The sequence below is a fragment of the Paraburkholderia sp. Tr-20389 genome, from assembly GCF_017104565.1.
In the GTDB taxonomy this organism is placed as follows: domain Bacteria; phylum Pseudomonadota; class Gammaproteobacteria; order Burkholderiales; family Burkholderiaceae; genus Paraburkholderia.
Genome location: NZ_JAAGPD010000054.1, coordinates 15,241 through 39,493, shown reverse-complemented (window position 1 = coordinate 39,493; position 24,253 = coordinate 15,241). Strand labels below are relative to the sequence as shown.

Here is a 24,253-nt window from a genome sequence, read left to right as displayed (position 1 = left end):
CATGGAGCGCACGAACGAAGTTCGGCTGTATGGCGTACTGGGCATGAAATTTGGACGGCGGCATGCGTTCGTGATCGACACGGCCCGTCAGGCGCTCAACGCCCTCGTTGCGCTCCAGCCCGGCTTCGCACAGGAGCTTTCGTCTAGTCATGAGCGGGCGCTTCGCTATGCGGTGTTCGTGGGTGAGACGAATCTGACGCTCACCGATCTCGATCGTCCAACGGGCGGGCAGCCGGTGCGGGTCGTGCCTGTGATTGCCGGCAGCAAGTCCGATGGCCTGTGGCAGACCATCGGCGGCGTGGCGCTCTTCTCGGCCGGGGCAGTCTCGATGTTTTGGTCGAACCCATACGCGTATTACATGATGGGCCTGGGCGCCTCCCTGGCCTTAGGCGGTGTCGCCCAAATGATTTCGCCGCATCTGCCTGGGAAGAATCATCCCGTTTTGCAAGCACAAAACGTGGTGAGCGAAGGCGGCCCTGTGCCGCTATTGTATGGCCGCATGCGTGTGGGTTCGATGGTGGTTAGTGCGGGCAGCTGGGCCACGGATTTGAAACCCCGTGTGTCCCGCGAGGCAACTGAAGCTCCGGGCGCGCCTTGGGACGAAAAGCCTGCAGCGGACTCGCTCATAAGCCGGACTGAAATTGAAATCGTCGACCTCATCTCCGAGGGGCCCATCGAGGGTCTTGCGAATGTCAGGCATCCGTTGCGCAGCGTATATTTTGATGGCGTGTCTTTGGAAAATACCAAAGGCGTAATGAACTTTGATGTGATCCATCAAGACCTCTGCAAAGGTGAGGCCGATCAGCGACCGCTCGAGTGGCTTGATGCAATTTCATGCGAAACGGCTGTCGGCGTGCAATTGCACAAGGACACGCCGTGGATCCTGGACATCGCCGAACCCGATGTCGACGAGGTGGCGATCACTTTAGACGTGCGTGGCTTGTACCGCAAGGACCGCAAGAGTGGGGAGCAGCCGTCAAAAATTGAATGTCAGCTGACGGTGGCATCCGCCGGCGGTACCGGCAAGTTGGTTTCGCTAACGTCCACGTTTGAGGGCGTGTGCCGCCAGCAGTATGAGCGCACCATCCGGGTCGATTTGACGGGCATTCGCGCTAGACGCTACCGGATCCATTTGACATGTCTGACCGACTACAGAACGAAAGACAATAAACCGGATCCCGAACGGTTTGGCACGGTCCATGTGAAATGTTACGCCAAGCGTCGCAACGTGCGGCTTCGCTATCCCATGAGCGCGATTGCGGCCTTTCGGATGAGCTCAGAGCGCATGCGGCGCGTGCCCGTGCGCACCTACGACATGAAGGGCCTATTGGTGCGCGTGCCATCCAACTACGATCCTGAGCGGCGCACATACGCGGGCGAGTGGGACGGAACTTTCAAGCGGGCGTGGAGTAATAATCCAGCCTGGGTGTTCTACGACATGCTGCTCAACAAGCGCTACGGTGCGGGCAATTGGATTGAAGCGACCACCGTCGATCGCTACTTGCTTTATGAGATTGGACGGTACTGCGACGAGTTGGTCCCAGACGGCCGTGGAGGTGAGGAGCTCCGTTTCACGTGTAACTGTTATATCACTTCGCGCACCCATGCTTTCGCGTTGCTGCAACAATTGGCGAGCGTGTTTCGCGGCATGGCGTACTGGTCGGGCGGTACAGTCATGAGCGTGGCCGATAAGCCTCAGGATCCTGCGCATGTGTATGTTCCCGCGAACGTGATCGACGGCGAGTTCCAATACATGGGTAGTTCGCTTAAGACCCGCTATACGATCGCGATGGTGAGCTGGCATGACCCGGATAACGCGTACCGGGAGTCTGTGGAAAGTGTGGAAGACGCCGAGGGCGTCACACGATACGGCGCAAACAAAGTCGAGGTGTCGGCCTTTGGTTGCACAAGCCGGGGGCAAGCTCAGCGAGTGGGCTATTGGTACCTGCTGACTTCGCGCCTCGAGACGGACACGGTGGTGTTCAGCGTAGGACTCGATGGTGCATGCGCACAACCCGGACAGGTGATTGCGATATGCGATCCGGCAAGGTCGATGCCCTCAACGGGGGGGCGAATCAAGCGCGCGCAGGCCAACGATCGTATTGTGCTCGATCGCGCCATCGAGGCGAACGCGCTTGGGACATTCAAGGTGGTGATGCCTGATGGCAAGGTCGAGGGCCGTGGCATCAAGCATGCTGAGACGAACATCATCGAGCTCGATCGCCCCCTATCTGCGCTGCCTGTTGAGGGCGCTGTTTGGTTGCATGAGTCGGCCAGTTCCGAAAGACGGCTGTTTCGCGTGGCCAGCGTGAGCGAAAGCGAAGATGGCATGCTCTTGAGGATCACGGCCACGCAGCACGACCCAGAAAAGTTTGCGCGAGTGGACGCCGCGGCCATGATCGATATCAAGCCGGAGGCTCGGCAGCCGGCCGCTCCCGTACGAAATCTCATAACGCATTCGCGCCTCGATCCACGGTGGAAGCAGCCATACTTTGATATCAGCTGGGACGCGGTGCGCGATGCGAGCGAATATACGGTGTGGTGCAAGCCCTTGAGCGCCTCGCCAGTCATGTCCAAAACGGTGCACGAGCCGCACCTACGCCTATCCGGACTTTCGCCGGGCCATTACATCATAAGCGTCGTGGTGACCTTGCTCGATGGCCGTCGCTCGCCGAGCACGGCGATCCAGACCGTGCTTCACGGCGCCGCGTATCCGGCCGGTCTACGTGTGAGCGCGGAGGCAAAGAACTTCATCATATTGCAGTGCGATACAGCTGGCGATGTAGGCGCCATTACCGAAGTGGAATATGCCGTCGGCGAAACAGGGGATTTCGGCCATGCGAGCCGCTCTCGTTTTCGTGGTCCGGCACCGTTCCGGCTCAAAGGCAAAAGCGGCTTCGCGTGGGTGCGCCTGCGCTACATGGTTGGCGTCCAAACGCAATGGAGCGAATGGTATCCGCCCGAGACAGCACAGGGTGTCCCGCTGCAGGTCAGCGGATAACAACAGGAGAATAGGACGAGGTATGGAGAGCGGATTAAAGGAGAGCCTCGCTGCCAGTGCAGTGAAGGGCGCCCCGGTCGCAGGCGGCAACTTCTGGATATGGTTAAGCAGTCGCGACATTAACTGGTGGGTGGCCGTGGCAACGCTTGTGTACATAGGAGCGAGCTTTATCTTTGCGTTAAGAAAGGACCGGCGCGAGCGATCCGGAAGATTTCGGCGACTTTAATACACGATGGCTGTGCAGAAGAAGACGCTCGCGGGCGTCGTGGGGGCCGCAACTGCGGCCCTTCTCTATTGCGTTATACCGAAGTTCGAGGGAATGGTGCGCCGTGGCTACATTGATTCGGCCGGTATCCCAACGAAGTGCGCAGGTGATACGCATGATGTCGTCGTAGGCAGACGGTACAGCGATGACGAATGTAGGGACTCGCTCGAGTCACAGTTGACCGCGCATGCTGAGCCCGTATTGAAAATTACCCCCGGACTGCGTGGACACCCTTACCAACTCGCGGCAGCGATAAGTTTTGCGTACAACATCGGCGTGGCGAACTACGCTGCGAGCACGACCGCACGGCGATTCAATGAGGGTGATTGGAGAGGCGCGTGTCGTGCAATCAATGAGTCCGACAATGGAACTCCCCAATGGGTGACGTCTAAGGGCGAGGTGCTTCCGGGGCTGGTTCGCAGGCGCGCCGAAGAGCGAGCCCTTTGCGAAAGGGGAATCAACTGATGCGTTGCTTTACATGCGCCGCAGCGGCCGTCTTGGGATTAGTTGTTGGCGCGGGAGTCGAGCGCTTATTGGAGGCGCCTCAACTGGCGTCGGAGAAGCTTGCTCATGCAAAGGACAATGAGCAGTACATGCGAACGCTGAAAACAATAGCGGATCATGATTTGGAGGCGCAACGGAAAGCAATGTCCGAGAAGGCGCTCACGCAAAGGAAACTCGAAGCCATGGACGCCGCTTTGACCAAGGAGAGACTGGCCCGTGAGAACATCGATCGTCATTATCGCAATCTTATTTCTGCAGGGAACGAGCGGTTGTACGTCCGGTTGCGAAAAGACAAACCCTCTCCCGATGATGGAGCTTCCGGCACCTCCGGCATGGGCCATGATGCCCCCACCTTCGCAGACATCGACCCAGCGACTGCTCAACGCATTTTCGAGGTGGCGGGAGTCGACGAGGCCGAGATTGAGAAACTAAGAGCGTTGCAGGGATATATATGCACCATCCGTCCACACACGTTGAACTGTGATGCTATCTTGAAATAGGCTTCGTGAAGCAGGGCGAGTGCGGCAGTCTGATCATGATGTATGATCCTCGCGCTCATGGCCAAGTCAGCACCGAATCTCCGACGACACCTTCTCCTATATGGCAAATCCTATCGTCCCATGGTTGGGCGGCAAGCGTCGTCTCGCAGATCATCTGATCCCGCGATTTCCAAAGCATGAGTGCTACGTTGAGGTGTTTGCAGGGGGAGCAGCGCTTTACTTTTTAAGGCCTCCTGCGCCGGTCGAGGTTATCAACGACATCAATGGAGAATTGATCAACCTGTATCGGGTCGTGCAACACCATCTCGAAGAGTTCGTCCGCCAGTTTAAATGGGCGCTGTCCAGCCGGCAAGTGTTCCGATGGCTTCAGGAGACCTCGCCTGTGACGCTCACTGACATTCAGCGAGCCGCCAGGTTCTACTACCTGCAGCAAAGCTGTTTCGGCGGAAAAGTGGAGGGACAGACATTCGGCACAGCAACCACTTGCCCTCCCGGCCTCAACCTGTTGAGGCTGGAGGAAAATCTTTCGGCTGCGCACTTGCGGCTTGCGAGCACCTACATCGAAAACCTCGACTGGAAGGCGTGCCTCGACAAATATGACCGTCCCCATACGCTGTTTTATATGGATCCGCCATACTGGCAGACAGAAGGTTACGGTACCCCGTTTATGATGTCACAGTACGAGGATATGGCAGCGCGATTGCGATCAATCGAGGGAAAAGCGATTGTGAGCCTGAATGACCATCCTGACATGCGACGCGTGTTTGATGGCTTCCACATTGAAACTGCCGACATTACATACACTGTCGGCGGTGGTGGCCGCGGCGGTGTGCGAAAAGAACTGGTGGTGTTTAGCTGGGACGATGCGGCTTCTCCAGTCGGGCTTTTCTAGTGATTTGGTTGCTACCGGCGGTTCTTTTCCGGTACCGCGCAACGCGGTAGAAAAGGGTGGTAACAGAGTCGGCTTTCTACGAAGAAATGTAGAGAATTTGATTATTCTCGACCACGGTTCGATTGACCACGATCCAGCCGGAATTCGAGGCACCAGAAAGCATCAGTTGATAAAAAGGTAATCGGTCCAGTGTGTTTCACAGTAGTGGACGAGATGTTCCAGCATGGTGAGAGATCCGCTTAGAAGAGAAGAGTAGCCTCCTATCGGAAAGAACCAGAAGATATTCTGAATTTCTGTATAGCGAGATACCGGCGTTGCGATAAGGCGGCGAAGAAGACGGGAGAGTTGCACTTTCCGCATTTTGTGGGCTGTCGTGGCACGTTGCAAGAAAGTCCAAGCCTAATCGCGAAGTGACAAGCGGAGCAATTAGACATGTCTCATTCTGAAATGAACGTGGTTTAGGACAGTCCGTATGCACGTGACTGACGGGTCTAGCTCTGAAGATGGGTATAGGGGCATTTGCATGCGCGATCTAAGCATTGGGCCGCTGGTCACGCTCACCGAATGATTTGCATTTCGGGATGGGCGGCGCGCGAGACGCCCGTGTCTTAGCCCATTGCATATTGCTGTTCAACTTCAGGGCGGCGAGCATATACTATGCTTTTGGCGAATGCCATGCGGAGTGCACGTACCGTACTGGGGCCGCTTCTCCTTTTGGCTTTTTCGATCACAATTGTGAAATCCGTTAGCAATCTGCCTCGGACGCGCCTGCTGTGCTACCTCGTTGTCGCACAACTCTACGCGCGCGCCGACACGGGGGCATGGTTGCGGACTGACCACCTTGTCGAATCGGCGCAGGGATGGTGTGCATACAATCGGGTTAGTCTCTCCTGGCTAGACAGATGCAACGCTGGAGTCACCGCCATAGAGGTCGCCTCAAAGCTGAACCGTTATTGCGCGCTGCAGAGCGTTACCCGATTGGCTACGCTATTTTCCTCAAACTGGCAGCTCGATTACACATCGCCGATTGTTGAAGCAATCCAACGACTGTGTGAGGCGAGGATGCTCTTGCATCAGGTTCGTTGAAAGCTCAGGCCCGCGGCATGCGACACTGTAGGTCTCTCAGGTTCTGGCACGGCCCTCGGAATGGCCAGAACCGTTTTGACCGGACGCATTTGTGTCCGGTCCTTTTTTTTCCGAAGTCGCCGCAGGCGTCAAACGCTCTTTTCTGACGATGTGTCCCGTCGTCTTCGAGCGTGGGGAGCGTGCCGAATGCAGTCGGACTGATCAGCAGTCGGAGCCATACTGCTGGGCGGAGCTCGGCCGGGGAAATGCATCAATCGCGAGTAGGTATGAGAGTTGCGCAACGCTGACAGAACTGTAGGAGCCGACATGCCGCAAACACACCCGCGCCAAGCAAGTAATTCAGCAATCGCATTTATCAATGCTCAGCTATTAAGCCTATCCGTATACGCCAGTCTGCTTTCCGACTGGATTGTTAATGGTGAAAAAGCTCCGGACCTGAGTGCGGCCGAGCCCCTGCTGGCGGTGAAGAGTGCCGCCGGTAGAGACCCTGAACGTAGTGCAGAGGGCGCACCGACCAAACACATGGCGTCGGCGGATGTGCCTGAGTGGCCTGTGTTCAGCAACGCCGCGCAGCGCCTCGCCTTTGCGACGCGCATTCCGAGTACAAACGCAATCGTGGCGGTGGCAGATCTCTTCGAAGTGCATCGGATGTCGGACTCACGCGCCCCCGAGGTGCAGTTCTTGATGCGTCTGCGCGATGCGGCGCTCAACGACAATACGTTCCGGCTCAACCCGGATGAATACCGCCCGCGTGCCGCATATGGCAACATCGTTATCGATGAGAAGCTCGATGGCACATTGCTGTTCGGCGACGGGAAGAGGACTGGCCTCATGGAGCTTGGCGATATCGTCGGCTTGCTGCGATATCTGGCAGATATGCTGCGCAGCGTGCAGGCAGTCGTCAGTTCGGGAGACGCGGGCTGAGCGATAGCGACAGAAACCAATTCCGCTCGGCGCGTAGCCTCACCAGCGAGTAATAGCCGTCAGATCACAGGCCCGCAGCTTGCTGTTGATCGCGGGAGGACATGCCGGATCGCGGAGTCTCGCTCCGCGAGTGCAGACGAATCCAGCTTGGGAGATTTCCTTGCGGTCCAAGGGCGGGTTCTCCAGTCAGTTCGCCCTTGTTCTGGACCGTTGGGTGCACATTCGCTTGCGATCCATTGCGATCTGAAAAAGACCCGCCAGCCGTGAGGATTCGAAGTGTCCAGCCTACGCGGCCGGCGGGGACCTCAATGTCAGCCACAACACCAGGAGCCGGGAGGTGGGACTTGAACGGCCCTGGCGAATCAACGATATGGCAGGCGGCAGCACGACGTTTGATCCGTGTCAACGGTCGTACTTCTCGTTACACGATCTCTCGCGTCGTCGTGCGTTCAGTCGGTCATGCCAGCACGTCACGCCTCGAAGACGGCTGCGATTTACAATAGCTTTATGAGAGCCCATTGAGGCAGGTCAAGACGGCGGAGTCAGATTTAGCCAGCATACGATCAGGGGGTGTTGCGGAGGCTATCGTGTTACCGAAAGCTCTCGGAAAAGTTGAGACGAATTCACTCCCTCCAGAGGACCGCGCTGAATCTGAGACTCGGGCGAGGGTCGCTGCGTCATATAAAAATCTGCTTCGCCAGCGTGCGCTCGTCCTTGAGCTTGCCGTCAAGGGTTCGGACACCTCGCAAGCGCAACGCCTCCGAGATGAGTTGGAGTATTCCTTCTATGCATTGAGCGAAGTCTGGGAGACGCGATTGGCCTACTGGAATGCATACTTCGCCTTCTTGCGGTCCACTAATCGGGACCCGTAAAGCGGGGTTCCTGCCTGATCTGTTTGCTGAGCTCAATCCCGTTGGTCTCCGCCCGCCGAGACCTCCCAGTCGCTCGTCTTATGCGCTATGAAGCAAGCGATACGAAGCGACTTTGACGTCAATACTGCCCACTCTGGTTCGTCACCCTGACGAGCGACCAATCGTAACCAAGTTCCTTCACGCGGGCCTCCAGACTGGCAAGCACGCTGGCGGCGGGGTGCGGCGTGCGCGTCAGCACCCACAGGTAGCGACCTGACGGCTCGCCGACAATTGACCAGTCATAGTCGTCGCCATGGTCTAGGACCCAGTAATTCCCGTAGAACGGCCCGAAGAACGAGACTTTCAGTTTCGCATTAGTTCTCGGATCTGTGATTTTCGCTTTGCCGATCGATTCCCTGAAATTACCGGCGCCGCCCGGTTTGCACCCGCGATTGACGACCTTGACCGTACCGTCGTCGTTGAGCGAGTACGTAGCTGTGACGTTGTCCATGTCCTTTTCAAACGAAGCCTCGTAGCGAAATTGTTCGTACCACCGGCCCATGTATTTGTCGAGGTTCACCGCTCGGGCGGGCTGAGGCACGGCACGGTTGCCGACCGGGCCGGGTCGAGGAATGTATACACAGGCGCCTAGAAGCAGTGCAGTTCCGGCCAGCGTAGCGGTAATAATCTTCTTTTCCATGGCTGGATTGTCCTTTCCCAAAACCAATGAATTTATCAATGTCTCGGATGATGAATCATGCCGAGTGAACGATTCGACGCTTACAGGAGGCTAATGCAAGTTCGATTCCTGCGGGTCCTTCCCAGCGTTCGGCTCAGGACGACCCAAATCGGTCCGTTGGTCCTCTCAATAGCAGAGGTCGGCGACAGCATCTCTCTACCTTTATCAGATGAGCCCCGCAACTGGACTTGATGCACTCTTGTTGCTGGCGCCTCTATTCTTCTCATACCGCCCTTCTGTTATGCCCTCACTCGGGTGCGGTTTCTGTCTCCTTTCCGGTCCAACTAATGCTGGACACGCCCTTTTCCATGCTGATCCGGCTTGCCATCAGTTCCAGTTTCGCCTGGTCTTTCGGGTGCATGCGCACAGTCGCGATGACCTCGATACGCGGCGGGTCGCCTTGGACATCCTGGCTGGTCAAGCTCTGGAAAGACAGCGGCTGAGAATACATCGAGTTCGACAACAGCGTACGGATATGGATTTCGTCCTGTTCGCGGCATATAACCGTCAACAAGTATTCGCGCACCAAGTCCGCACCTGACACTGGGGTCGAGTTGATGGCCCGGCTGACTTCGCGCAGCAGAGTATTGGTTATCAGCACGAGTCCGGTTCCCGCGATTGCCGGACCGAAGTGTCCCGAGCCGCACAGGACGCCGACGGCGGCGGCGCACCACAGGGTCGCCGCTGTATTAATGCCTTGGATCGAGCCTTTGTCGCGCATGATGACGCCGCCCCCCAAGAAGCCGACGCCGGATACGACGTAGGCTGCGATCTGCGTGACGCCAGCAGTCCCGTTGCCCGTTAGCACGCCGAGCGTGACGAACAGGCACGCGCCACTCGCGACCAGCGTGATGGTGCGCAACCCGGCGGTGCGCTGGCGCATCTGCCGCTCGATACCGATGGCGACACCGCAGGCGAAGGCGGCGAGCAGCCGCCAGATGAAGTCGGCAGTCATGTGTGTTAGGAATGTTGGAAGTCTCGCCTCCGTGAGCGGGGAGGGCCTTCGGCGGGAAACGTGAGTTGAGGCTCCGAGAGTTGGTCGAGAGCTCGCATGCGCCAGGTGTTACGCAACTGACGGATTTGCGACGGCGCAGCGGCGGCCATTACCGCTGCCGGGGCAGTTGTGCCTAAAGAATGGCGAAGTTCATTCTGACTCTCCGTGCGTCTGGCTCGACGCAATGCGTGGGAAGCCGGCGTACACGGCGGCCGGGCGCGTCATCGGCGGCGACAGCGTTCGACTCGCTTTGCGCACGTCATGGGTGCGGTGATGGCCCTACGGTGTACCTTTTACACTCGGCATTTCGGCTCCCTGTGCGACGGTCAGGCGCGAATCGCAAGCAGCCGCGAATGAGCAATCGCGGTGCAGTGCCATGTGGACGCGCGAATTCGCAGCCCGAAATGGCGCAAATCAGGGTGCACGAGAGGTGTTGCGAGGGCGGGCACCGCCTGCTTGGGGGCAGGACGGCGGCGCGGGGAAGGGCGCGAGACGTTCTGCCGGTCAGGCAGTCAAGCTGTTCGAAGGACGATCACTGTAGGTGTCCATGGTCCAGCCCAGTTGTGAAGACGACAGATTCTATTCGCGCCGCGAAACCTGAGTCAATACGATTCGCTAAGCACAACCAATATCAAGTCAACGCTGTCGAGGATTGTTCAGCTACACCTATGGCGACCGTCGTAGGCCAAAGTCACGAAGTGTCCGTGAGCCCTGCATGCGACGCCGTGTCGCTCTGGCGTGTTCAAAACCCCCCTGCAAGTGGTTGATTTCATTAGGGCAGCATTGGGCATTTTTGTACCCCCGCATGACGGGTAATATGGGCCGTAAGTGATTGATTTGACGATGATGTGCGTTGCAGACTTGTGTCTAACACTTCGACACCCGTCGCCAACTCGTCACGCTGCGCGGCGCGCCCGTTCAGCTGTCGGGCACGCAGTACCGGCTGGCGTCGCTGTTCTTTTCGAATATCGGCCGCGTGCTGTCGCGCGATCACATTTTCGCGATGGTCTGGGGCCGCGAGTTTCGCGAAGTGACGCGCACGATCGACAGCCATGTGTCGCGCCTGCGTCTGCTGCTGCAAATCGAGCCGCACAACGATTTCCGTCTGCAGCCCGTGTACAAGAGCGGTTACCGGCTGCTGCATCTGCGTTCGAATGAGAACGTTGTCGTGCCGCACGCCGAGGCGGCCTGATCGCAGCGGTATCCAGGCTCATGCAACGTGAGCGGTGTTTCGCGGCGGCCGAGGCCGCCGCTTTCTTTTCCTGCTGTCAGATAACTTCTGGCTGATCAGAGCTTCGGCAGTGCCGGCCGCGTCTCGATCGACCGGCGGATCAGCGCTTCGACGGCCTCGCGTTCGTCGCCCGCGAGCGGCAAACGCGGCGGACGCACGGGCTCCGTGCCCAGCCCGACAATCGCTTCCGCCAGCTTGATGTTCTGCACGAGTTTCGCCGACACATCGAGCGCGAGCAGCGGCGCAAACCAGCGATAGATCGCGCGCGCCTCTTCGAGCCGTCCCGCCTTGAGCAGCTTGTAGATCGCGACCGTTTCGTGCGGGAACGCGCAGACCAATCCCGCGACCCAGCCGTGCGCACCCATCAGGACCGCTTCCATCGCCAGATTGTCGACGCCGCACAGAATCGCGTACCGGTCGCCCACTTCGTTGATCAGATCCGTCACGCGACGCACATCGCCGCACGACTCCTTGATCGCGACGATCTTCTTCTCGTCGGCGATTTCGGCGAACATCTCGGGCGTCATGTCGACGCCATACGCGAGCGGATTGTTGTAGATCATCAACGGCAGCGGGCTCGCGTCGGCGACCATGCGGAAATGGTTCAGCGTCTCGCGGCGGTCCGACAGATAGCGCAGGCCCGGCAGCACCATATAACCGGCTGCGCCGCGCTTCGCACCCGCTTCGGCCTGACGGCAGCCGTCGAGCGTGCTGTTTTCGGCGATCGTCAGCAGCACGGGCACGCGGCCGCGCGCTGCCTCGACGGCCACGTCGAGCACTTCGAGCTTTTCATCGAGCGACAGCGTGGACGCCTCGCCAAGCGAGCCGCACACGATGATGCCATCGACGCCCGCTTCGATCTGCGCGTCGATATTTTTGGCGGTCGCCGCGCGATCTATGCTGAAATCCGCGTTGAACTTGGTGGTGACTGCGGGCAATACGCCTTCCCAGATATGCGCCACGACTGCTCTCCTGAACGTGTTGAGTGGGATGCAGTGTAAGCAGGGAATATTCGGGTGTCTTGCGCGAATCGCGCGTTTCGCGTGACGATTTCGGCATAGTGTCTGTGCAAGGGGAATCCCTGATTCACGATGCTTTCGGTGTTCACGAGTTGATTCATGCAGCGTGAAGTGCATGAAGTTCACGGCTCCGATGCCGCGCTCGCGCCTGATGCGGCCGGACATTGTGAATTAGGCAGCCGGCCTGAAGCCAGCGTGGAAACATAGCGCGCCCGCATCGACGCGACTATGCCGAAATCGTCACAATCCACGCGCAGCCACTTCAAGACTGTGTGACGCCGCGTTCCTACCATGAGCAGCATGAAAACCTTGAACGTGATCGATTCGCACACGGGCGGTGAACCTACCCGCCTCGTCGTGTCCGGTGGCCCCGAACTGGGCGGCGGTACGCTCTCGCAGCGGCTCGACGTGTTTCGCACGCGCTTCGACGACTGGCGCGCGGGCATCGTCACCGAGCCGCGCGGGTCCGATGTGGTCGTCGGTGCGCTGCTGTGCGAGCCGGATCGCAAGGAATGCGCGGCGGGCGTGATTTTCTTCAACAACGTCGGCTATCTGGGCATGTGCGGACACGGGACCATCGGTCTCGTCGTATCGCTCGCGCATATGGGACGGATCGGTCCGGGCCGCCATCTGATCGATACGCCAGTGGGTATCGTAGAGGCGACGCTCAACGACGACCTCAGCGTGTCGGTGCGCAACGTGCCCGCGTACCGGCATCGCAAGGACGTGACGGTCGACGTCCCGGGCTTCGGCGCGTTGAAGGGCGATATTTCGTGGGGCGGCAACTGGTTCTTCCTCGTGGCGGAGCACGGGCGCTCGCTGGAGGCATCGAACATCGCGGAACTCACGCAGTTCAGTTCGGCGATTCGCGATGCGCTGATCGCAGCGGGCATCACGGGTGCGCACGGCGCGCCGATCGACCACATCGAACTGTTCGGTCCGGGTTCGCGCGCGGGCCTCGACAGCCGCAGCTTCGTGCTGTGCCCAGGCAACGCGTACGACCGCTCGCCGTGCGGCACGGGCACGAGCGCGAAGGTCGCGTGCCTCGCCGCCGACGGCAAGCTTGCAGCCGGCAAGGTGTGGCGTCAAGAGAGCATCATCGGCAGCGTGTTCGAGGCGAGCTATGCCGAGGGCGGCACGCAGGACGGCGTTGCGACCGTGATTCCGACCATTACCGGGCACGCGCACATCATGGCCGAAAGCCGCCTGTGCTTCGACGAGCGCGACCCGTTCGCGTGGGGCATCAGAACGGTATGACGGCGGGTATGACGGCCGATGTCGTGATCGTCGGCGCGGGCATCGTCGGCGCGGCGTGCGCGGCGGAACTGGCGGCGCGCGGGCTGAGCGTGACGGTGCTGGAGGCGCGCGGGATCGGCGGCGGCGCGACGGCCGCGGGCATGGGGCATATCGTCGTGATGAACGACTCTCCCGCGGAATTCGCGTTGAGCCGCTATTCGCGCGATCTGTGGCTCGAACTGGCGCCGCAGCTTGGAACGCGCGATGCCTTTTCGCGTTGCGGCACACTCTGGGTCGCCGCCGACGCCGAAGAACTCGACGCCGCGCGCTCGATGCAGGCGGCGTTCGTCGCGCAAGGCGTAGCGGCGGAACTGCTGGACGAGCGCGCGCTGTATGAAGGCGAGCCGTCCCTTGCGCCGGGCATGGCGGGTGGTTTGCTCATCGAACACGACAGCATCGTGTACGCGCCGTCCGTTGCGCAATGGCTGCTCACGCAGTCTCCGGGCGCCGCTCGCATCGATGTGCGGCCCGATACCTACGTGGCGAGTGTCGATGCACACCGGGTCACGCTGTCGAATGGCGAGCGGATCGGCGGCGCGCATGTCGTCGTCGCGAACGGATTGCAGGCGCGCGAACTGGTGCAAGGCCTGCCCTTGCAACCGAAAAAAGGCCACCTGCTGATCACCGATCGCTATCCGGGTTTTGTTCGTCATCAACTCCTCGAACTCGGCTACATCAAGAGCGCGCATCACGCGACGGGCACATCCGTCGCGTTCAATGCGCAACCTCGGCCGACGGGGCAACTGCTGATCGGTTCGTCGCGCCAGTTCGACACGACCGATTCCTCCGTTGACATGCCCGTGCTCGCCCGCATGCTGCAACGCGCGGCGCGCTACCTGCCCGAGTTGCCGGCGCTCAATGGCATTCGCGCATGGACGGGCTTTCGCGCGGCATCGCCCGATGGCATGCCGCTGATCGGCCCCGCAGGCGACGCGGCACCTGGCGTGTGGCTCGCCGTCGGTCATGAAGGGCTTGGCGTGACGACGTCGCTCGGCACCGCGCAGTTGTTGGCCGCGCAGATCACGCGGACGGCGGCCGCCATCGCTATCGATCCTTTTCTCCCCGCACGCTTCGAATTCGGAGCCTGTCATGCCTGACGCGCTTCCGTTACGACTTCGCCTGACGATCGACGGTCAAGCCGTCGAAGTCGAACCGGGCGCGACCATCGCCGCCGCGCTCGCGATATGCGGTGCGATGTCATCCGGCACGCGCACTTCCGTGAGCGGCGAGCCGCGCGCGCCGCTGTGCGGCATGGGCGTGTGCCAGGAATGCCGCGTCACCGTCGACGGACGCGCGCATGTGCTCGCGTGTCAGACCTTGTGTCGCGACGGCCAGCACGTGCAAACGACGAGGTTGCGATGAACGATCAGCATTTCGACGTCGTGGTCGTGGGCGCGGGACCGGCGGGACTCGCTGCCGCATACGAAGCCGCGCAGGCGGGCGCGCGGGTCGCCGTGCTCGACGACAATCCGCGCGCGGGCGGCCAGGTGTGGCGCAACGGCCCGGCGCATCCGCCATCGGAGGATCTGTCTTCGCTGCTGCATCGCATCGCCGGCCGCGGCAACGTGACGCTCACGTGCGGCGCGCGTATCGTCGCGCCGCTCGATGGAGGACGGTTGCTCATCGAATCGACGGAGTATGGCGGCGCGTGCATCGGCTACGACCGCCTGATTCTCGCGACGGGCGCGCGCGAACGGCTATTGCCGTTCTCGGGATGGACGCTGCCCGGCGTGACGGGCGCGGGCGGTCTGCAGGCGCTGATCAAGGGCGGCGTGCCCGTGCGCGGCGAACGCATCGTGATCGCGGGCAGCGGTCCGTTGCTGTTCGCTTCGCTCGCGACCGCGCGGGCCGCAGGCGCGCAGGTGGTCGCCGTCGTCGAGCAGGCGAAGTTCGGCGCGGTGATGCGCTTCGGCATCTCGCTCGCGGCCACGCCTGCGAAGCTCCTGCAAGCCGCGCAATTGACGCGCGGCTTGACGGGGTTCCGCTACCTGACATCGAGTGTCGTGCGCGCGGCGCAGGGCAGCGGGCGCGTCGAACGGGCGATCGTCGAACGCGACGGCGGTCGCATCGAGACCATCGATTGCGACCGCATCGCGTGCGGCTACGGCCTCGTGCCGAATACGACGCTCGCTCGTGCACTGGGTTGCGCGACGCGCGAGGACGGCGCGATCGCCGTCGACGACGCGCAACGCACCTCCGTCGCCAACGTATTCGCGGCAGGCGAATGCACGGGCGTCGGCGGCATGGAACGCGCGCGGGTGGAAGGGCGGATCGCGGGCCTTCGCGCGATCGGCGGCCAACCCGGCGAGACGCTGCTGCGTCAACGTGCGCGCTGGCAACGTTTCGCGGCGCGCGTCGATGCGGCATTCGCGTTGCGCGGCGCCGCACTGCAACTGCCCGCCGACGACACGCTGCTGTGTCGTTGCGAAGACGTGTCGATCGGCGAGGTCCGCGCGCAGCGAAACTGGCGCGATGCGAAACTGCACACGCGCTGCGGAATGGGCGCGTGTCAGGGGCGTATCTGCGGCGGCGCGGCGCAGGCGCTGTTCGGCTGGGACGTGGCGCAGGTTCGTCCGCCGATTCATCCTGTACAGATCGGCACGCTGATACTCGCCGCGGATTCGGACGAAGACTCACGTTGACCGATTGCACGCACCTCCGAACACATCCGCTCGCGATTTTTTAACCCGCGCCGCGCCGCCCTATAATCGATCAGCCGCGCGAATGTCCGCGGCGGCCACCTCCACGTCCTCGCAGTCCATGCATGGAACCCGCACGATGAACACGTTCGCTTCTGCGCTCGACACGCTCGATCCGGGTGAGGCCTCGCTGGCCGGCATGCTGTCGCATTTCGCGCTGCTCGAACCGGTGTTCGACGCGATGCCCGACATCGTGTTCTTCGTGAAGGACGCGCAGGCGCGCTATGCACTCGTCAATCGCACGCTCGTGTCGCGCTGCGGGTTCAAGGAGAAGGAAAAGCTGCTCGGCAAGACGGCCGAGGACGTGTTTCCGAGTCGCTTCGGCCGCATCTACACGGCGCAGGACAAGGCGGTGATCCACGTCGGCAACCAGATGGTCGATCAGCTGGAATTGCATCTGTATCCGGGCCGGCAGCCCGGCTGGTGTCTGACCTGCAAGCAGCCGTTGCGCGATGCGACGGGGCGCGTCGTCGGGCTGGCGGGCATTTCGCGCGATCTGCGCGCCGACGAAAGCAGCCACCCGGCGTACAGCCGGCTCGCGACGGTCGTCCAGTATCTGCAAGAGAACTACGTGCAGCCGCTCAATCTCAAGCAGCTTGCCGCGATGGCCGATATGTCGGTGGCGCAGCTTGAACGCTACTTCCACAAGGTGTTTCATCTGACGCCGCGCCAGGTGTTGCTGAAGACGCGGCTCGATGCGGCCACGGCATTGCTCGTGTCGCACGACAAGGTCACCGACGTGGCCGCGCTGTGCGGCTACACGGATCACAGCGCGTTCACGCGGCAGTTCAAGGCGACCGTCGGCGTGACGCCGACTGAATACCGGATGCTGTTGCACGGCACGTCGCGCAGCTAATGGGCCGTTTCGCCGGATAACGATGCCTGCTCGCCGCGGAAAACTTCGCTACTACGTGTACGTGGTCGCACTCGACGATACCGTCTGGAACGTGGCGCGGTTTCGCCACGCGAATCCCGAGTATCGGTTCGAACGTCCGTGCGTGTATGTGGGGATGACCGGCCTGGATCCGGATTTGCGCTTCGACCGGCACAAGGCGGGCATCCAGTCGAATCGCTATGTGCGCGACTTTGGTTTGCGGCTGATGCCGGAACTGTACGAGGTGTTCAATCCGATGCCTTACGAGGGCGCGCGCGACATGGAAGTCGAGCTGGCGATCGGCTTGCGCGAAGCAGGGTACGCCGTATGGCAGGCGTGAGTCCGCAACGCATCGCCGCGAACGATGGCTTACTTGACGCCGAGTCCGCGCAGAATCGCGTTGCCTTCGGGCGTCAGACGAATGTGTGATTCGCCGGCATCCGTGGCGACGGTTTCGACGAGACCGGCTTCCTGCAGCGTTGGAATTTCCGGTTTGGCGAACGCGGCCATCGGCGCGTGCAGCAGGAGCAGCAGCGTCGCGATTTCATGCGGGCTCAGGAGCCGGCGCAACAGGTTCGTCTTCTTCGGCGCGGCCTTGGTGGCGGCGGCCTGCGCAGATGCGGCGGGCGAACCGGCTGCGATGCGCTTCATGAGGTCGTTTCGGTCTTTGTGGTAGTCCATCCTTGGCACCTTGGGCAGAACGCAGGTCAGTGTCAAAGACGAATCGTGACGAGCAAGACTTAAACGATTCTTAAACCTTCCGCGCAGCCGCCTTCGGCAGGCGTAAAACTTGTTACATGCAGTTACGCCGCCGAGCGGTTCAGACGGGATCGAGCTGGCTCAGGGCGTCCCAGGCCGCTTCCGGCCGCCTTATCCGGGCGCGCATTCCTTGCTGGCGCCCTCGATCCACAGGTTCGACGTATTGCGTTTGCCGGCGTAGTAGCGGAACGTGGTGCCGCCGTTGTCGGCGCGGATCTTGACGATATTGGAGTCGCCGAAGTCGAGCATCTGGCCTTGGGGAATCGGCGTGGCCTTGACGGGCGTGTCGTGTTTGGCCGCGGCCTGCGTCATGCACTGGATGACGTCGCTGACGGGGCGACTCGTCATGTTGTCCTTCATCGGATCGCCGGCATCGGGGTTGTGCGACGCCTGATATTGCGCGCAGGCGCCGAGCAAAAGCGGAACGGACAGGGTAACGGCTAGCTTCCTCATAAGTCTCCTTCTCGTTGGCGGCTGCGCGCGGGCGTCGAATGACGGGGGCCCTGGCGCGCTGCAAAGCCGCAAAAGATTCCGGAAATTATATCGGCGCAAGCGTTATGCCCGGTTTTTCGCGTGCAGATGGGGTGTTGGCGGCCTGCGTGGCCCCGCGGGTGTGCATGGTTTCGTGGGCGTGTCGACAATTCAGTTTGTACTATTTGGTTACGTTTTGATCCTAGGCTGGGTAGAGAAATTCTGGCAGATACGCTTGAGCATGACTTGAAAATAAAACTAACTAGATCGTACAAATTAAGTGAAAACCCCAAAAGACGGGTGCTGTGATGGCGTGCAGACTTCGGATGACGTCGCGCGAGGTGCGTGGGGAAGCCTTTGCCTTCGTGCGACACGGGTCACTATGTGGAGTGTTTGGTCATGAGTTTTGCTTCGGTGCTGGTCCTTAACGGGCCCAATCTGAACCTGCTTGGCACGCGAGAGCCGACCATCTACGGTGCGGAAACGCTCGACGATGTTGCGCGCCGCTGCCGCGAGGCGGGCGAGCGGCTCGATCTCGTGATCGACTTTCGGCAGTCGAACGCCGAGCATGAGCTGATCGACTGGATTCACGAAGCGCGCACGACGCAGCAGGGGATCGTGTTCAATCCTGCGGCTTATACGCATACGTCGGTGGCGATTGCGGATGCGTTGTCGGCTATCGAGAAGCCAATCATTGAAGTGCATATCTCGAACATTCATAAGCGTGAGGCGTTTCGGCATCACTCGTATGTGTCCGCTGTCGCGGAAGGGGTTATCTGTGGATGCGGGACGCAAGGGTATGTTCTTGCGATTGAGCGGATGGCTGAGGTTTTGAAGGCTTCGCTGGGCCGTTGAGGTGCTGTTGGCGCTGCCTGTTTTTTTTGTCTGCGACGCAGTGGCCATTCTGGTTTTTTTTGCTGGCGGGCGGCTTTTTTTTCGCTGGCATCCGCGATTTGCTTCTGGTTTGCTGGTGTTGCCCCTGTGCGGGGCGGCACCTACTTTTCTTTGCAGCGGCAAAGAAAAGTAGGCAAAAGAAAGCCGCTCACACCGCTAGCTTTTGTACTTGCCTGCGGGTCCCCAACGGGTCCCGCACTCCACACGGCAACACCTTGTTTTGCACCCGTTGCCAGCGCCTTGAGCAGGCGCATCACCTACTTCCATCACCCGCAGGCAGCCCGCGGCAGCGACTCGTCTGCGCCGCCCAGGTGGCAAACTGTGTGTAGCTTGTCGCACCTTACGCGTTCGCGATCCTACGACACCGATCCGGGTTTTCAGTCCGGAGTGGTGCATTTCGATCGCGACAGCCTACACACAGTTTGCCACCTGGGCGGCCGTGGATATCTGGTAACGTGGCCCGTGACGCGGGAGTGTGAAGCGGGTGATGCGTGAGTTAGCACGCTGGCAACGCGCGAAAACAAGTGCGTTGCCGCCTGGAGCGTAAGAACTGCCGGGGGCCCGCAGGCAACAAGTAGCACTGGCGGTGTTAGCCCGCTTTCTTTGCTTACTTTCTTTGCGGCGGCAAAGAAAGTAAGTGCCGCCCCGCACAGGGGCAACACCAGCAAACCAGAAGCAAACCGCGGATGCCAGCGAGAAAGAAAGGCATAACGCAGACTCCAGCGCCAGGCGTAAAAATCGCAAACGCCCGCGCCGCACAGGCGCATAAAAAAACCAGCTACTACGACGCCTTAGTCGTGACTTCCCGCTTCCCCCTGACAATCTCATCCCCGGCGTTAGCCGCCAACCGCCTGGTAACAGGAATAGAAGCAACCGAACACAACCCGACAACCACGAAGGCGGGCCAGAAATCCGACCACTGCAAAGCCGCATGCCCATGCAACGCCCGCGTGATGGAAAGCACGATCCCCGCAACCGTCACCCCGAGCCCCAGCGAAATCTGTTGCACGACACTGCCGAGACTCGTCGCACGCCCCACGTCGCGGCTTTCGATCTCCGCATAAGTCATCGAGTTGAGACTCGTGAATTGCAAAGCCGGAAAGAAGCCGCCCAGCAACACGATGACCCAGATCAGCCACGTCGGCGTGCCCGGAAAGAACCCGCCGCACGCGGCAATCGCAATGCCCGAATACGCCGCGTTGTACATCAGCACCGTGCGAAAGCCCCAGCGCCGCAACACGGTCGCGGCCATCGTGCGCATGAACATGCCGCCAAACGCCGACGCGCACGTGATCAGCCCCGACTCGAACGCGCTCATGCCAAGCCCTTCCTGCAGCACCAGCGGCAGCAGAAACGGCACGGCGCCCAGCCCGATGCGAAACAGCGAGCCACCCAGCACGCTCGCCTGAAACGTCGGCACGCGGAAGAACCGCAAGTCGAGCAAAGGACGCTCGACGCGCCGCGCATACAGCACATAAACGCCGAGCATCACCGCGCCAACCAGCGTCATCACCGTCGCTGTCGTGACCGTCACGAGTTCGCCGTCGGTGAGCGACAGCCCCAGCAGAAACAGCGAGGCACCACCCGCCGACAAAACGAAGCCCGTCCAGTCGAGCGGACCGGGATGCGGCTCGCGCGTGTTCTTGATGTACTTGTTCGTGAGCCAGATGCCGAGAATGCCGACGGGAATGTTGATGAAGAAAATCAGCCGCCAGTGCAGATACGTCGTGATGAAGCCGCCGAGCAGCGGCCCAGCCGCGGGCCCGAGCATCGCCGGCACGCTCAGGTAGTTCATCGCGCGCACGTACTCCGAGCGCTCCACCACGCGGAAAATGATGATGCGTCCAACGGGCACCATCATCGCGCCGCCCACGCCCTGAATGAAGCGCGCGACGGTGAAGGTGGCGAGCGACGTCGACGCCGCGCACAGCAGCGAGCCAACCACGAAAATGCCGATCGCCGTGCGGAACACCGAACGCGCGCCGAAACGGTCGGCCAGCCATCCGCAAACGGGAATGAACACGCCGAGCCCCAGCACGTAACTGGTGACGGCGATTTTCAGCGTGACGGGATCCCGGCCGAAGGCGCGCGCCATCTCGGGCAGCGCAGTGACGATGACATTCGCATCGACGCTCTCCATGAACATCGCGCAGGCGACGATGACAGGAGCGATAAAAGCCTTGATGGCAAGCAGCACGGGCGGCGAGCGATGTAAGTGAGCGTTGATTATTGCATAGCCCGTACGCGAAATGCCATGACGTTGTGATTACAACGGCACTTGGAACACGGCACGCCAGCTGCCATCGGCTCACGCGCGAGCCTGTCCGCACGAGTCCGATCGCGCGCAGCAGCGCCGCGAATCGCGCAGGCCCCGGCGTGCAGCGTCAGCTCGAGTGGCGCCTGAAAAGACCGTGATGCTTCGGCGGACCGGCGGCTGCATCGTCGCCGATCCAGCCGAATTCCACGGGCACGCGCGTGAAGAACACATGAACGTTCGCCGCGCGCACGATGTCGAGCAGACGGTCCGCTTCGTCATCTGTCGTGGCGAGGATGATCTGTTGCGGCTGGTCGCTGAGCGAGAGCGCATGCGCTGCATGGTGTGCGCCCGCATGGCCGACGCCCTGCGCGCAGTTGACGACAGTCGCGCCCCGTATGCCGAGCGCGCGTGCCTCGTGCAGCAGCCATTCGCACACGGTCTGATGACCGTGCTTGCGGCTGCGCTCGGTGAAGAAGGTCAATTGACAGCCGTTCATCGCATCGCTCATCGGCGCTGCGCGTGCGAAGCCGCAGCAGACGGAACCTTGCCGCCCACATGGCTCACATGATGCCGCGCATAGTCGACCGCTTCGATCAGCACGGAAGCGATTTCGCCGACCCGCTCGCGCGGTATGCGAATCTCGACCCACTCGCGCATCGCGGAGCGGCCATACGGCTGAAAGGCGAACGCACGGCCGGCGTCCACCAGCATCGCTGCGCGTTCCGCAGGCAGCTTGATGCCGATTCCGCTGCCGTACACGCAAAACGCGAGCTGCGAATCGACGAAGGCAGCCGGGCAGCCGAACATCGTGCCTGCGCGCACGGATGGATCCTTGTCGTGAATGCAAGCGAACACGGCATCGAACAGTCCGACATCATGCAAGAGTCGTGGCTCTGTTTTCATCGCGTTTCTCCTGTCGCCCGGATTCGCGTTGCACTGCAACGGGTGCGCGTGTCGATAAGCGTGTGTGTCAGATCTCAAGCAGATTACGCGCTTTCATGGAACGCCGCTGCCCAGCACCTCGTATTCGACTGCGCAGCGGGTATAGAAGAGCGGCACGTTGCCTTGCCGCAGACGGTCGAGCAGCGCATCCACGCGGGCGTCTTCTCCTGCGAGCGTGATGGCGACGGGCTGATCGGCGAGTTCGACGAAGCGCGCCGCGTGATATTTGCCGTGCACGTCGATGCATTCGCTGACCTCGACCACCGTTGCACCCTGAATGCCCGCCTGGCGCGCTTCGTCGAGGATCCAGCCGACTGTTGTCTGATGATGCTTGCGCGGGCCGGTGGTGGCCGCGAACACGGTGAGCTGGCTGCCTTGCATCGCCGATCTCCATGCGCTTCAAATGCGCTGAAGCGTGAGAACCATTATCGCGCTGCGATCGCGCGCGTGACAGTCACGCAAGAGCGATGCCCATTCCTCGCATGAACGTGATGCGGCAGTGCGTCACGGATTATCGAGCGCTGGTCAATTGCTCGCGTGTAAATGGATCGTTCACAATGATCATCTTCTATACGCCGGATCACCGCCATGAATCAAGACACACCCCATGTTCACCACGCCGCGTCCGAAGGCTATACGAAGGGCGCCGACACCTATGTGAAAGGGCGGCCCGACTATCCGCCGGAACTGGCAGACTGGCTGGAAAACGATCTGGCGCTCGGGGCCGCCAAAGTCGCCGTCGATCTCGGCGCAGGCACGGGCAAGTTCACGCCGCGCCTCGTCGAAACGGGCGCGCAAGTGATCGCGATCGAACCCGTTGCGCAGATGCGCGAGAAGCTCAAAGCGGCGCTGCCGCAGGTCGACGTGCGCGAAGGCACGGCGCAGCAATTGCCCTTGGGCGATGCATCCGTCGATGCCGTGCTCTGCGCACAGTCGTTTCACTGGTTCGCATCGCGCGAAGCGCTCGCTGAAATCCGGCGCGTGCTGAAACCGGGAGGACATCTCGGGCTCGTCTGGAACGTGCGCGATGCGCGCGTGCCGTGGGTGGCGCAACTCGATGCCATCGTCAATGCGCGTGAAGGCGACGCGCCGCGCTATCACACGGGCGAGTGGCGCCATGCTTTTCCCGCCGAAGGTTTCAGTGCGCTGGAAGAGCGACACATGCCGCATGGACATACGGGTGCCGTCGAAGATGTGATCGTGACGCGCGTCCATTCGACGAGCTTCATTCTCGCGTTGCCGCCCGAAGCATGGGCTGAAGTCGAGCGCGACGTGCGTGCGCTGATTGCATCGGAGCCGGCGCTTGCATCGCGCGATGTCGTGACCGTGCCGTATGTCACGTACGCCTACCGCGCGACGCGAATCGATTGACGCATCGAGAACGGTTGCAAGGCTGAGTTGATCAGTGCTTGCGCACCAGCGCATCGACGAGCGCAAATGCGGTCTGCTTCAGCTTCTTTGGATCGCCGTACACGCGCTCCATCACCGCGATGCCGCGCGTGGTCGTGACGATCAGATTCGCGGCCTGCTGCGGCGGCAGCGTCAGTTGTGCGCGCGCTTCCTTGGTGTCGAGCACGGCGAGCACGGCCCCTTCGAGCGCATCGAGCATGGCCTGCAACGCTTCGCGCGGACGCGGCGAGTCCGGATCGATCTCGACGGCCGTTTTCGTCGACAGGCAGCCGCGCGTGGGCGTGCCCTGCGTGATCGAACGGATCGCGAACGTGAAGAACGAGGTCAGTGCATCGTGCAGATCGGGCTTGTCGAGCGCTTTGCGTGCGTCCGCGATGAAGCGCTGCGCATAGCGGTCGAACACGCGCATGAAGATCTCTTCCTTGTCGCCATATGCGTTGTACAGCGAGCCGCGCTGGACGCCCGTCGCCTCCGCGAGATCCAGCATCGACGTCGCGCGAAAGCCCTTGCGCCAGAATACGTCCAGCGCTTGCGCGAAGGCGTCGTCTTCATTGAACTGACGAACTCCAGCCATGTTTTTGCCTCGGTCGGGAAATGCTCAAAGCGATATTTTGACACCGTTGGCTAGAATGCACAAAGAAGGTG

23 protein-coding genes and 1 pseudogene are annotated in these 24,253 nt (G+C 61.1%); 14 read left to right on the top strand and 10 right to left on the bottom strand.

Going from position 1 to position 24,253, the window contains the following annotated elements; translation table 11 throughout:
• Position 1: 1 nt before the first annotated feature.
• The 5 genes from G3N95_RS35055 (at position 2) to G3N95_RS35035 (ending at position 7,172) form a co-directional block, all read left to right on the top strand.
• Positions 2-3,001: a phage tail protein gene (locus G3N95_RS35055; RefSeq protein WP_205974665.1), complete on the top strand. Its 3,000-nt coding sequence runs from the start codon at positions 2-4 to the stop codon at positions 2,999-3,001.
• A gap of 232 nt (positions 3,002-3,233) precedes the next feature.
• The gene (locus G3N95_RS35050) at positions 3,234-3,731 is read left to right on the top strand and encodes a lysozyme (protein ID WP_205974664.1); all 498 of its coding nucleotides are present in this window, start codon (positions 3,234-3,236) and stop codon (positions 3,729-3,731) included.
• Between the two features lie 128 nt (positions 3,732-3,859).
• Entirely contained in the window at positions 3,860-4,270 is a 411-nt protein-coding gene (locus tag G3N95_RS35045; protein WP_205974663.1) for a lysis system i-spanin subunit Rz, read from the top strand.
• Between the two features lie 100 nt (positions 4,271-4,370).
• Positions 4,371-5,162 carry a DNA adenine methylase gene (locus G3N95_RS35040; RefSeq protein WP_205974662.1) on the top strand — a complete coding sequence of 264 codons (792 nt, stop codon included), beginning with the start codon at positions 4,371-4,373 and terminating at the stop codon, positions 5,160-5,162.
• Between the two features lie 1,392 nt (positions 5,163-6,554).
• On the top strand, positions 6,555-7,172 hold the full coding sequence (locus G3N95_RS35035; RefSeq protein WP_205974661.1) for a hypothetical protein: 618 nt from the start codon (positions 6,555-6,557) through the stop codon (positions 7,170-7,172).
• 990 nt (positions 7,173-8,162) lie between these two features.
• Here the strand turns inward: G3N95_RS35035 and G3N95_RS35030 are convergent.
• On the bottom strand, positions 8,163-8,723 hold the full coding sequence (locus tag G3N95_RS35030) for a lipocalin family protein (RefSeq protein ID WP_205974660.1): 561 nt from the start codon (positions 8,721-8,723) through the stop codon (positions 8,163-8,165).
• 286 nt (positions 8,724-9,009) lie between these two features.
• A complete protein-coding gene (locus G3N95_RS35025) occupies positions 9,010-9,717 on the bottom strand; it encodes an MgtC/SapB family protein (RefSeq protein WP_205974659.1) in 708 nt (235 codons plus the stop codon).
• Positions 9,718-10,630: 913 nt separating this feature from the next.
• On the opposite strand from G3N95_RS35025, the pseudogene G3N95_RS35020 reads away from it, so the two are divergent.
• Positions 10,631-10,948: pseudogene (locus G3N95_RS35020) on the top strand (winged helix-turn-helix domain-containing protein); the annotation flags it as partial.
• Between the two features lie 95 nt (positions 10,949-11,043).
• Here the strand turns inward: G3N95_RS35020 and G3N95_RS35015 are convergent.
• Positions 11,044-11,949: a dihydrodipicolinate synthase family protein gene (locus tag G3N95_RS35015; protein WP_205974658.1), complete on the bottom strand. Its 906-nt coding sequence runs from the start codon at positions 11,947-11,949 to the stop codon at positions 11,044-11,046.
• Between the two features lie 348 nt (positions 11,950-12,297).
• Here G3N95_RS35015 and G3N95_RS35010 point away from each other — a divergent pair, with 348 nt between their 5' ends.
• The 6 genes from G3N95_RS35010 to G3N95_RS34985 all read left to right on the top strand — a co-directional run bounded on the left by G3N95_RS35010 (position 12,298) and on the right by G3N95_RS34985 (position 17,215).
• Complete coding sequence (locus tag G3N95_RS35010) at positions 12,298-13,263, top strand: 4-hydroxyproline epimerase (RefSeq protein WP_205974657.1); 966 nt, start codon at positions 12,298-12,300, stop codon at positions 13,261-13,263.
• 8 nt (positions 13,264-13,271) lie between these two features.
• Positions 13,272-14,399 carry an FAD-binding oxidoreductase gene (locus G3N95_RS35005; protein ID WP_205974704.1) on the top strand — a complete coding sequence of 376 codons (1,128 nt, stop codon included), beginning with the start codon at positions 13,272-13,274 and terminating at the stop codon, positions 14,397-14,399.
• On the top strand, positions 14,392-14,664 hold the full coding sequence (locus tag G3N95_RS35000; RefSeq protein WP_205974656.1) for a (2Fe-2S)-binding protein: 273 nt from the start codon (positions 14,392-14,394) through the stop codon (positions 14,662-14,664). Before G3N95_RS35005 ends, G3N95_RS35000 begins: the two co-directional genes overlap by 8 nt.
• Entirely contained in the window at positions 14,661-15,944 is a 1,284-nt protein-coding gene (locus G3N95_RS34995) for an FAD-dependent oxidoreductase (RefSeq protein WP_205974655.1), read from the top strand. The genes G3N95_RS35000 and G3N95_RS34995 overlap by 4 nt, the downstream gene beginning before the upstream one ends.
• Before the next feature lie 136 nt (positions 15,945-16,080).
• Positions 16,081-16,857, top strand: a complete 777-nt coding sequence (locus G3N95_RS34990; protein ID WP_205974654.1) for an AraC family transcriptional regulator — start codon at positions 16,081-16,083, stop codon at positions 16,855-16,857.
• Between the two features lie 22 nt (positions 16,858-16,879).
• The gene (locus G3N95_RS34985; RefSeq protein WP_205974653.1) at positions 16,880-17,215 is read left to right on the top strand and encodes a hypothetical protein; all 336 of its coding nucleotides are present in this window, start codon (positions 16,880-16,882) and stop codon (positions 17,213-17,215) included.
• Positions 17,216-17,244: 29 nt separating this feature from the next.
• Here G3N95_RS34985 and G3N95_RS34980 read toward each other — a convergent pair whose 3' ends face one another.
• Both G3N95_RS34980 and G3N95_RS34975 read right to left on the bottom strand, forming a co-directional pair.
• Positions 17,245-17,556, bottom strand: coding sequence for a hypothetical protein (locus G3N95_RS34980; RefSeq protein ID WP_241019126.1), 312 nt, complete (start codon positions 17,554-17,556; stop codon positions 17,245-17,247).
• A 189-nt stretch (positions 17,557-17,745) separates the two neighbouring features.
• A complete protein-coding gene (locus tag G3N95_RS34975) occupies positions 17,746-18,087 on the bottom strand; it encodes a hypothetical protein (protein WP_205974652.1) in 342 nt (113 codons plus the stop codon).
• Between the two features lie 417 nt (positions 18,088-18,504).
• Between G3N95_RS34975 and aroQ the strand changes: the two genes are divergently transcribed.
• The gene (aroQ, locus tag G3N95_RS34970) at positions 18,505-18,960 is read left to right on the top strand and encodes a type II 3-dehydroquinate dehydratase (RefSeq protein ID WP_205974651.1); all 456 of its coding nucleotides are present in this window, start codon (positions 18,505-18,507) and stop codon (positions 18,958-18,960) included.
• 820 nt (positions 18,961-19,780) lie between these two features.
• On the opposite strand, the gene G3N95_RS34965 is transcribed toward aroQ, so the two are convergent.
• From G3N95_RS34965 to G3N95_RS34950, 4 genes are all read right to left on the bottom strand, one after another.
• Entirely contained in the window at positions 19,781-21,226 is a 1,446-nt protein-coding gene (locus G3N95_RS34965) for an MFS transporter (RefSeq protein WP_205974702.1), read from the bottom strand.
• 157 nt (positions 21,227-21,383) lie between these two features.
• Entirely contained in the window at positions 21,384-21,752 is a 369-nt protein-coding gene (locus G3N95_RS34960; RefSeq protein ID WP_205974650.1) for a DUF190 domain-containing protein, read from the bottom strand.
• A gap of 8 nt (positions 21,753-21,760) precedes the next feature.
• On the bottom strand, positions 21,761-22,159 hold the full coding sequence (locus tag G3N95_RS34955) for a hypothetical protein (protein ID WP_205974649.1): 399 nt from the start codon (positions 22,157-22,159) through the stop codon (positions 21,761-21,763).
• A gap of 93 nt (positions 22,160-22,252) precedes the next feature.
• The gene (locus G3N95_RS34950) at positions 22,253-22,579 is read right to left on the bottom strand and encodes a DUF190 domain-containing protein (protein WP_205974648.1); all 327 of its coding nucleotides are present in this window, start codon (positions 22,577-22,579) and stop codon (positions 22,253-22,255) included.
• Positions 22,580-22,786: 207 nt separating this feature from the next.
• On the opposite strand from G3N95_RS34950, the gene G3N95_RS34945 reads away from it, so the two are divergent.
• Positions 22,787-23,569: a class I SAM-dependent methyltransferase gene (locus G3N95_RS34945; protein ID WP_205974647.1), complete on the top strand. Its 783-nt coding sequence runs from the start codon at positions 22,787-22,789 to the stop codon at positions 23,567-23,569.
• A 31-nt stretch (positions 23,570-23,600) separates the two neighbouring features.
• Here G3N95_RS34945 and G3N95_RS34940 read toward each other — a convergent pair whose 3' ends face one another.
• Positions 23,601-24,182: a TetR/AcrR family transcriptional regulator gene (locus tag G3N95_RS34940; RefSeq protein WP_205974646.1), complete on the bottom strand. Its 582-nt coding sequence runs from the start codon at positions 24,180-24,182 to the stop codon at positions 23,601-23,603.
• Positions 24,183-24,253: the final 71 nt, after the last annotated feature.

Excerpts from the sequence above, each read along its gene's own strand:
- G3N95_RS35055 (WP_205974665.1), top strand. The coding sequence starts at position 2 with ATGGAGCGCACGAACGAAGTTCGGCTGTATGGCGTACTGGGCATGAAA.
- G3N95_RS35050 (WP_205974664.1), top strand. The coding sequence starts at position 3,234 with ATGGCTGTGCAGAAGAAGACGCTCGCGGGCGTCGTGGGGGCCGCAACT.
- G3N95_RS35045 (WP_205974663.1), top strand. The coding sequence starts at position 3,860 with ATGCGAACGCTGAAAACAATAGCGGATCATGATTTGGAGGCGCAACGG.
- G3N95_RS35040 (WP_205974662.1), top strand. The coding sequence starts at position 4,371 with ATGGCAAATCCTATCGTCCCATGGTTGGGCGGCAAGCGTCGTCTCGCA.
- G3N95_RS35035 (WP_205974661.1), top strand. The coding sequence starts at position 6,555 with ATGCCGCAAACACACCCGCGCCAAGCAAGTAATTCAGCAATCGCATTT.
- G3N95_RS35030 (WP_205974660.1), bottom strand. The coding sequence starts at position 8,723 with ATGGAAAAGAAGATTATTACCGCTACGCTGGCCGGAACTGCACTGCTT.
- G3N95_RS35025 (WP_205974659.1), bottom strand. The coding sequence starts at position 9,717 with ATGACTGCCGACTTCATCTGGCGGCTGCTCGCCGCCTTCGCCTGCGGT.
- G3N95_RS35010 (WP_205974657.1), top strand. The coding sequence starts at position 12,298 with ATGAGCAGCATGAAAACCTTGAACGTGATCGATTCGCACACGGGCGGT.
- G3N95_RS35005 (WP_205974704.1), top strand. The coding sequence starts at position 13,272 with ATGACGGCCGATGTCGTGATCGTCGGCGCGGGCATCGTCGGCGCGGCG.
- G3N95_RS35000 (WP_205974656.1), top strand. The coding sequence starts at position 14,392 with ATGCCTGACGCGCTTCCGTTACGACTTCGCCTGACGATCGACGGTCAA.
- G3N95_RS34995 (WP_205974655.1), top strand. The coding sequence starts at position 14,661 with ATGAACGATCAGCATTTCGACGTCGTGGTCGTGGGCGCGGGACCGGCG.
- G3N95_RS34990 (WP_205974654.1), top strand. The coding sequence starts at position 16,081 with ATGAACACGTTCGCTTCTGCGCTCGACACGCTCGATCCGGGTGAGGCC.
- G3N95_RS34985 (WP_205974653.1), top strand. The coding sequence starts at position 16,880 with ATGCCTGCTCGCCGCGGAAAACTTCGCTACTACGTGTACGTGGTCGCA.
- G3N95_RS34980 (WP_241019126.1), bottom strand. The coding sequence starts at position 17,556 with ATGGACTACCACAAAGACCGAAACGACCTCATGAAGCGCATCGCAGCC.
- G3N95_RS34975 (WP_205974652.1), bottom strand. The coding sequence starts at position 18,087 with ATGAGGAAGCTAGCCGTTACCCTGTCCGTTCCGCTTTTGCTCGGCGCC.
- aroQ (WP_205974651.1), top strand. The coding sequence starts at position 18,505 with ATGAGTTTTGCTTCGGTGCTGGTCCTTAACGGGCCCAATCTGAACCTG.
- G3N95_RS34960 (WP_205974650.1), bottom strand. The coding sequence starts at position 21,752 with ATGAACGGCTGTCAATTGACCTTCTTCACCGAGCGCAGCCGCAAGCAC.
- G3N95_RS34955 (WP_205974649.1), bottom strand. The coding sequence starts at position 22,159 with ATGAAAACAGAGCCACGACTCTTGCATGATGTCGGACTGTTCGATGCC.
- G3N95_RS34950 (WP_205974648.1), bottom strand. The coding sequence starts at position 22,579 with ATGCAAGGCAGCCAGCTCACCGTGTTCGCGGCCACCACCGGCCCGCGC.
- G3N95_RS34945 (WP_205974647.1), top strand. The coding sequence starts at position 22,787 with ATGAATCAAGACACACCCCATGTTCACCACGCCGCGTCCGAAGGCTAT.
- G3N95_RS34940 (WP_205974646.1), bottom strand. The coding sequence starts at position 24,182 with ATGGCTGGAGTTCGTCAGTTCAATGAAGACGACGCCTTCGCGCAAGCG.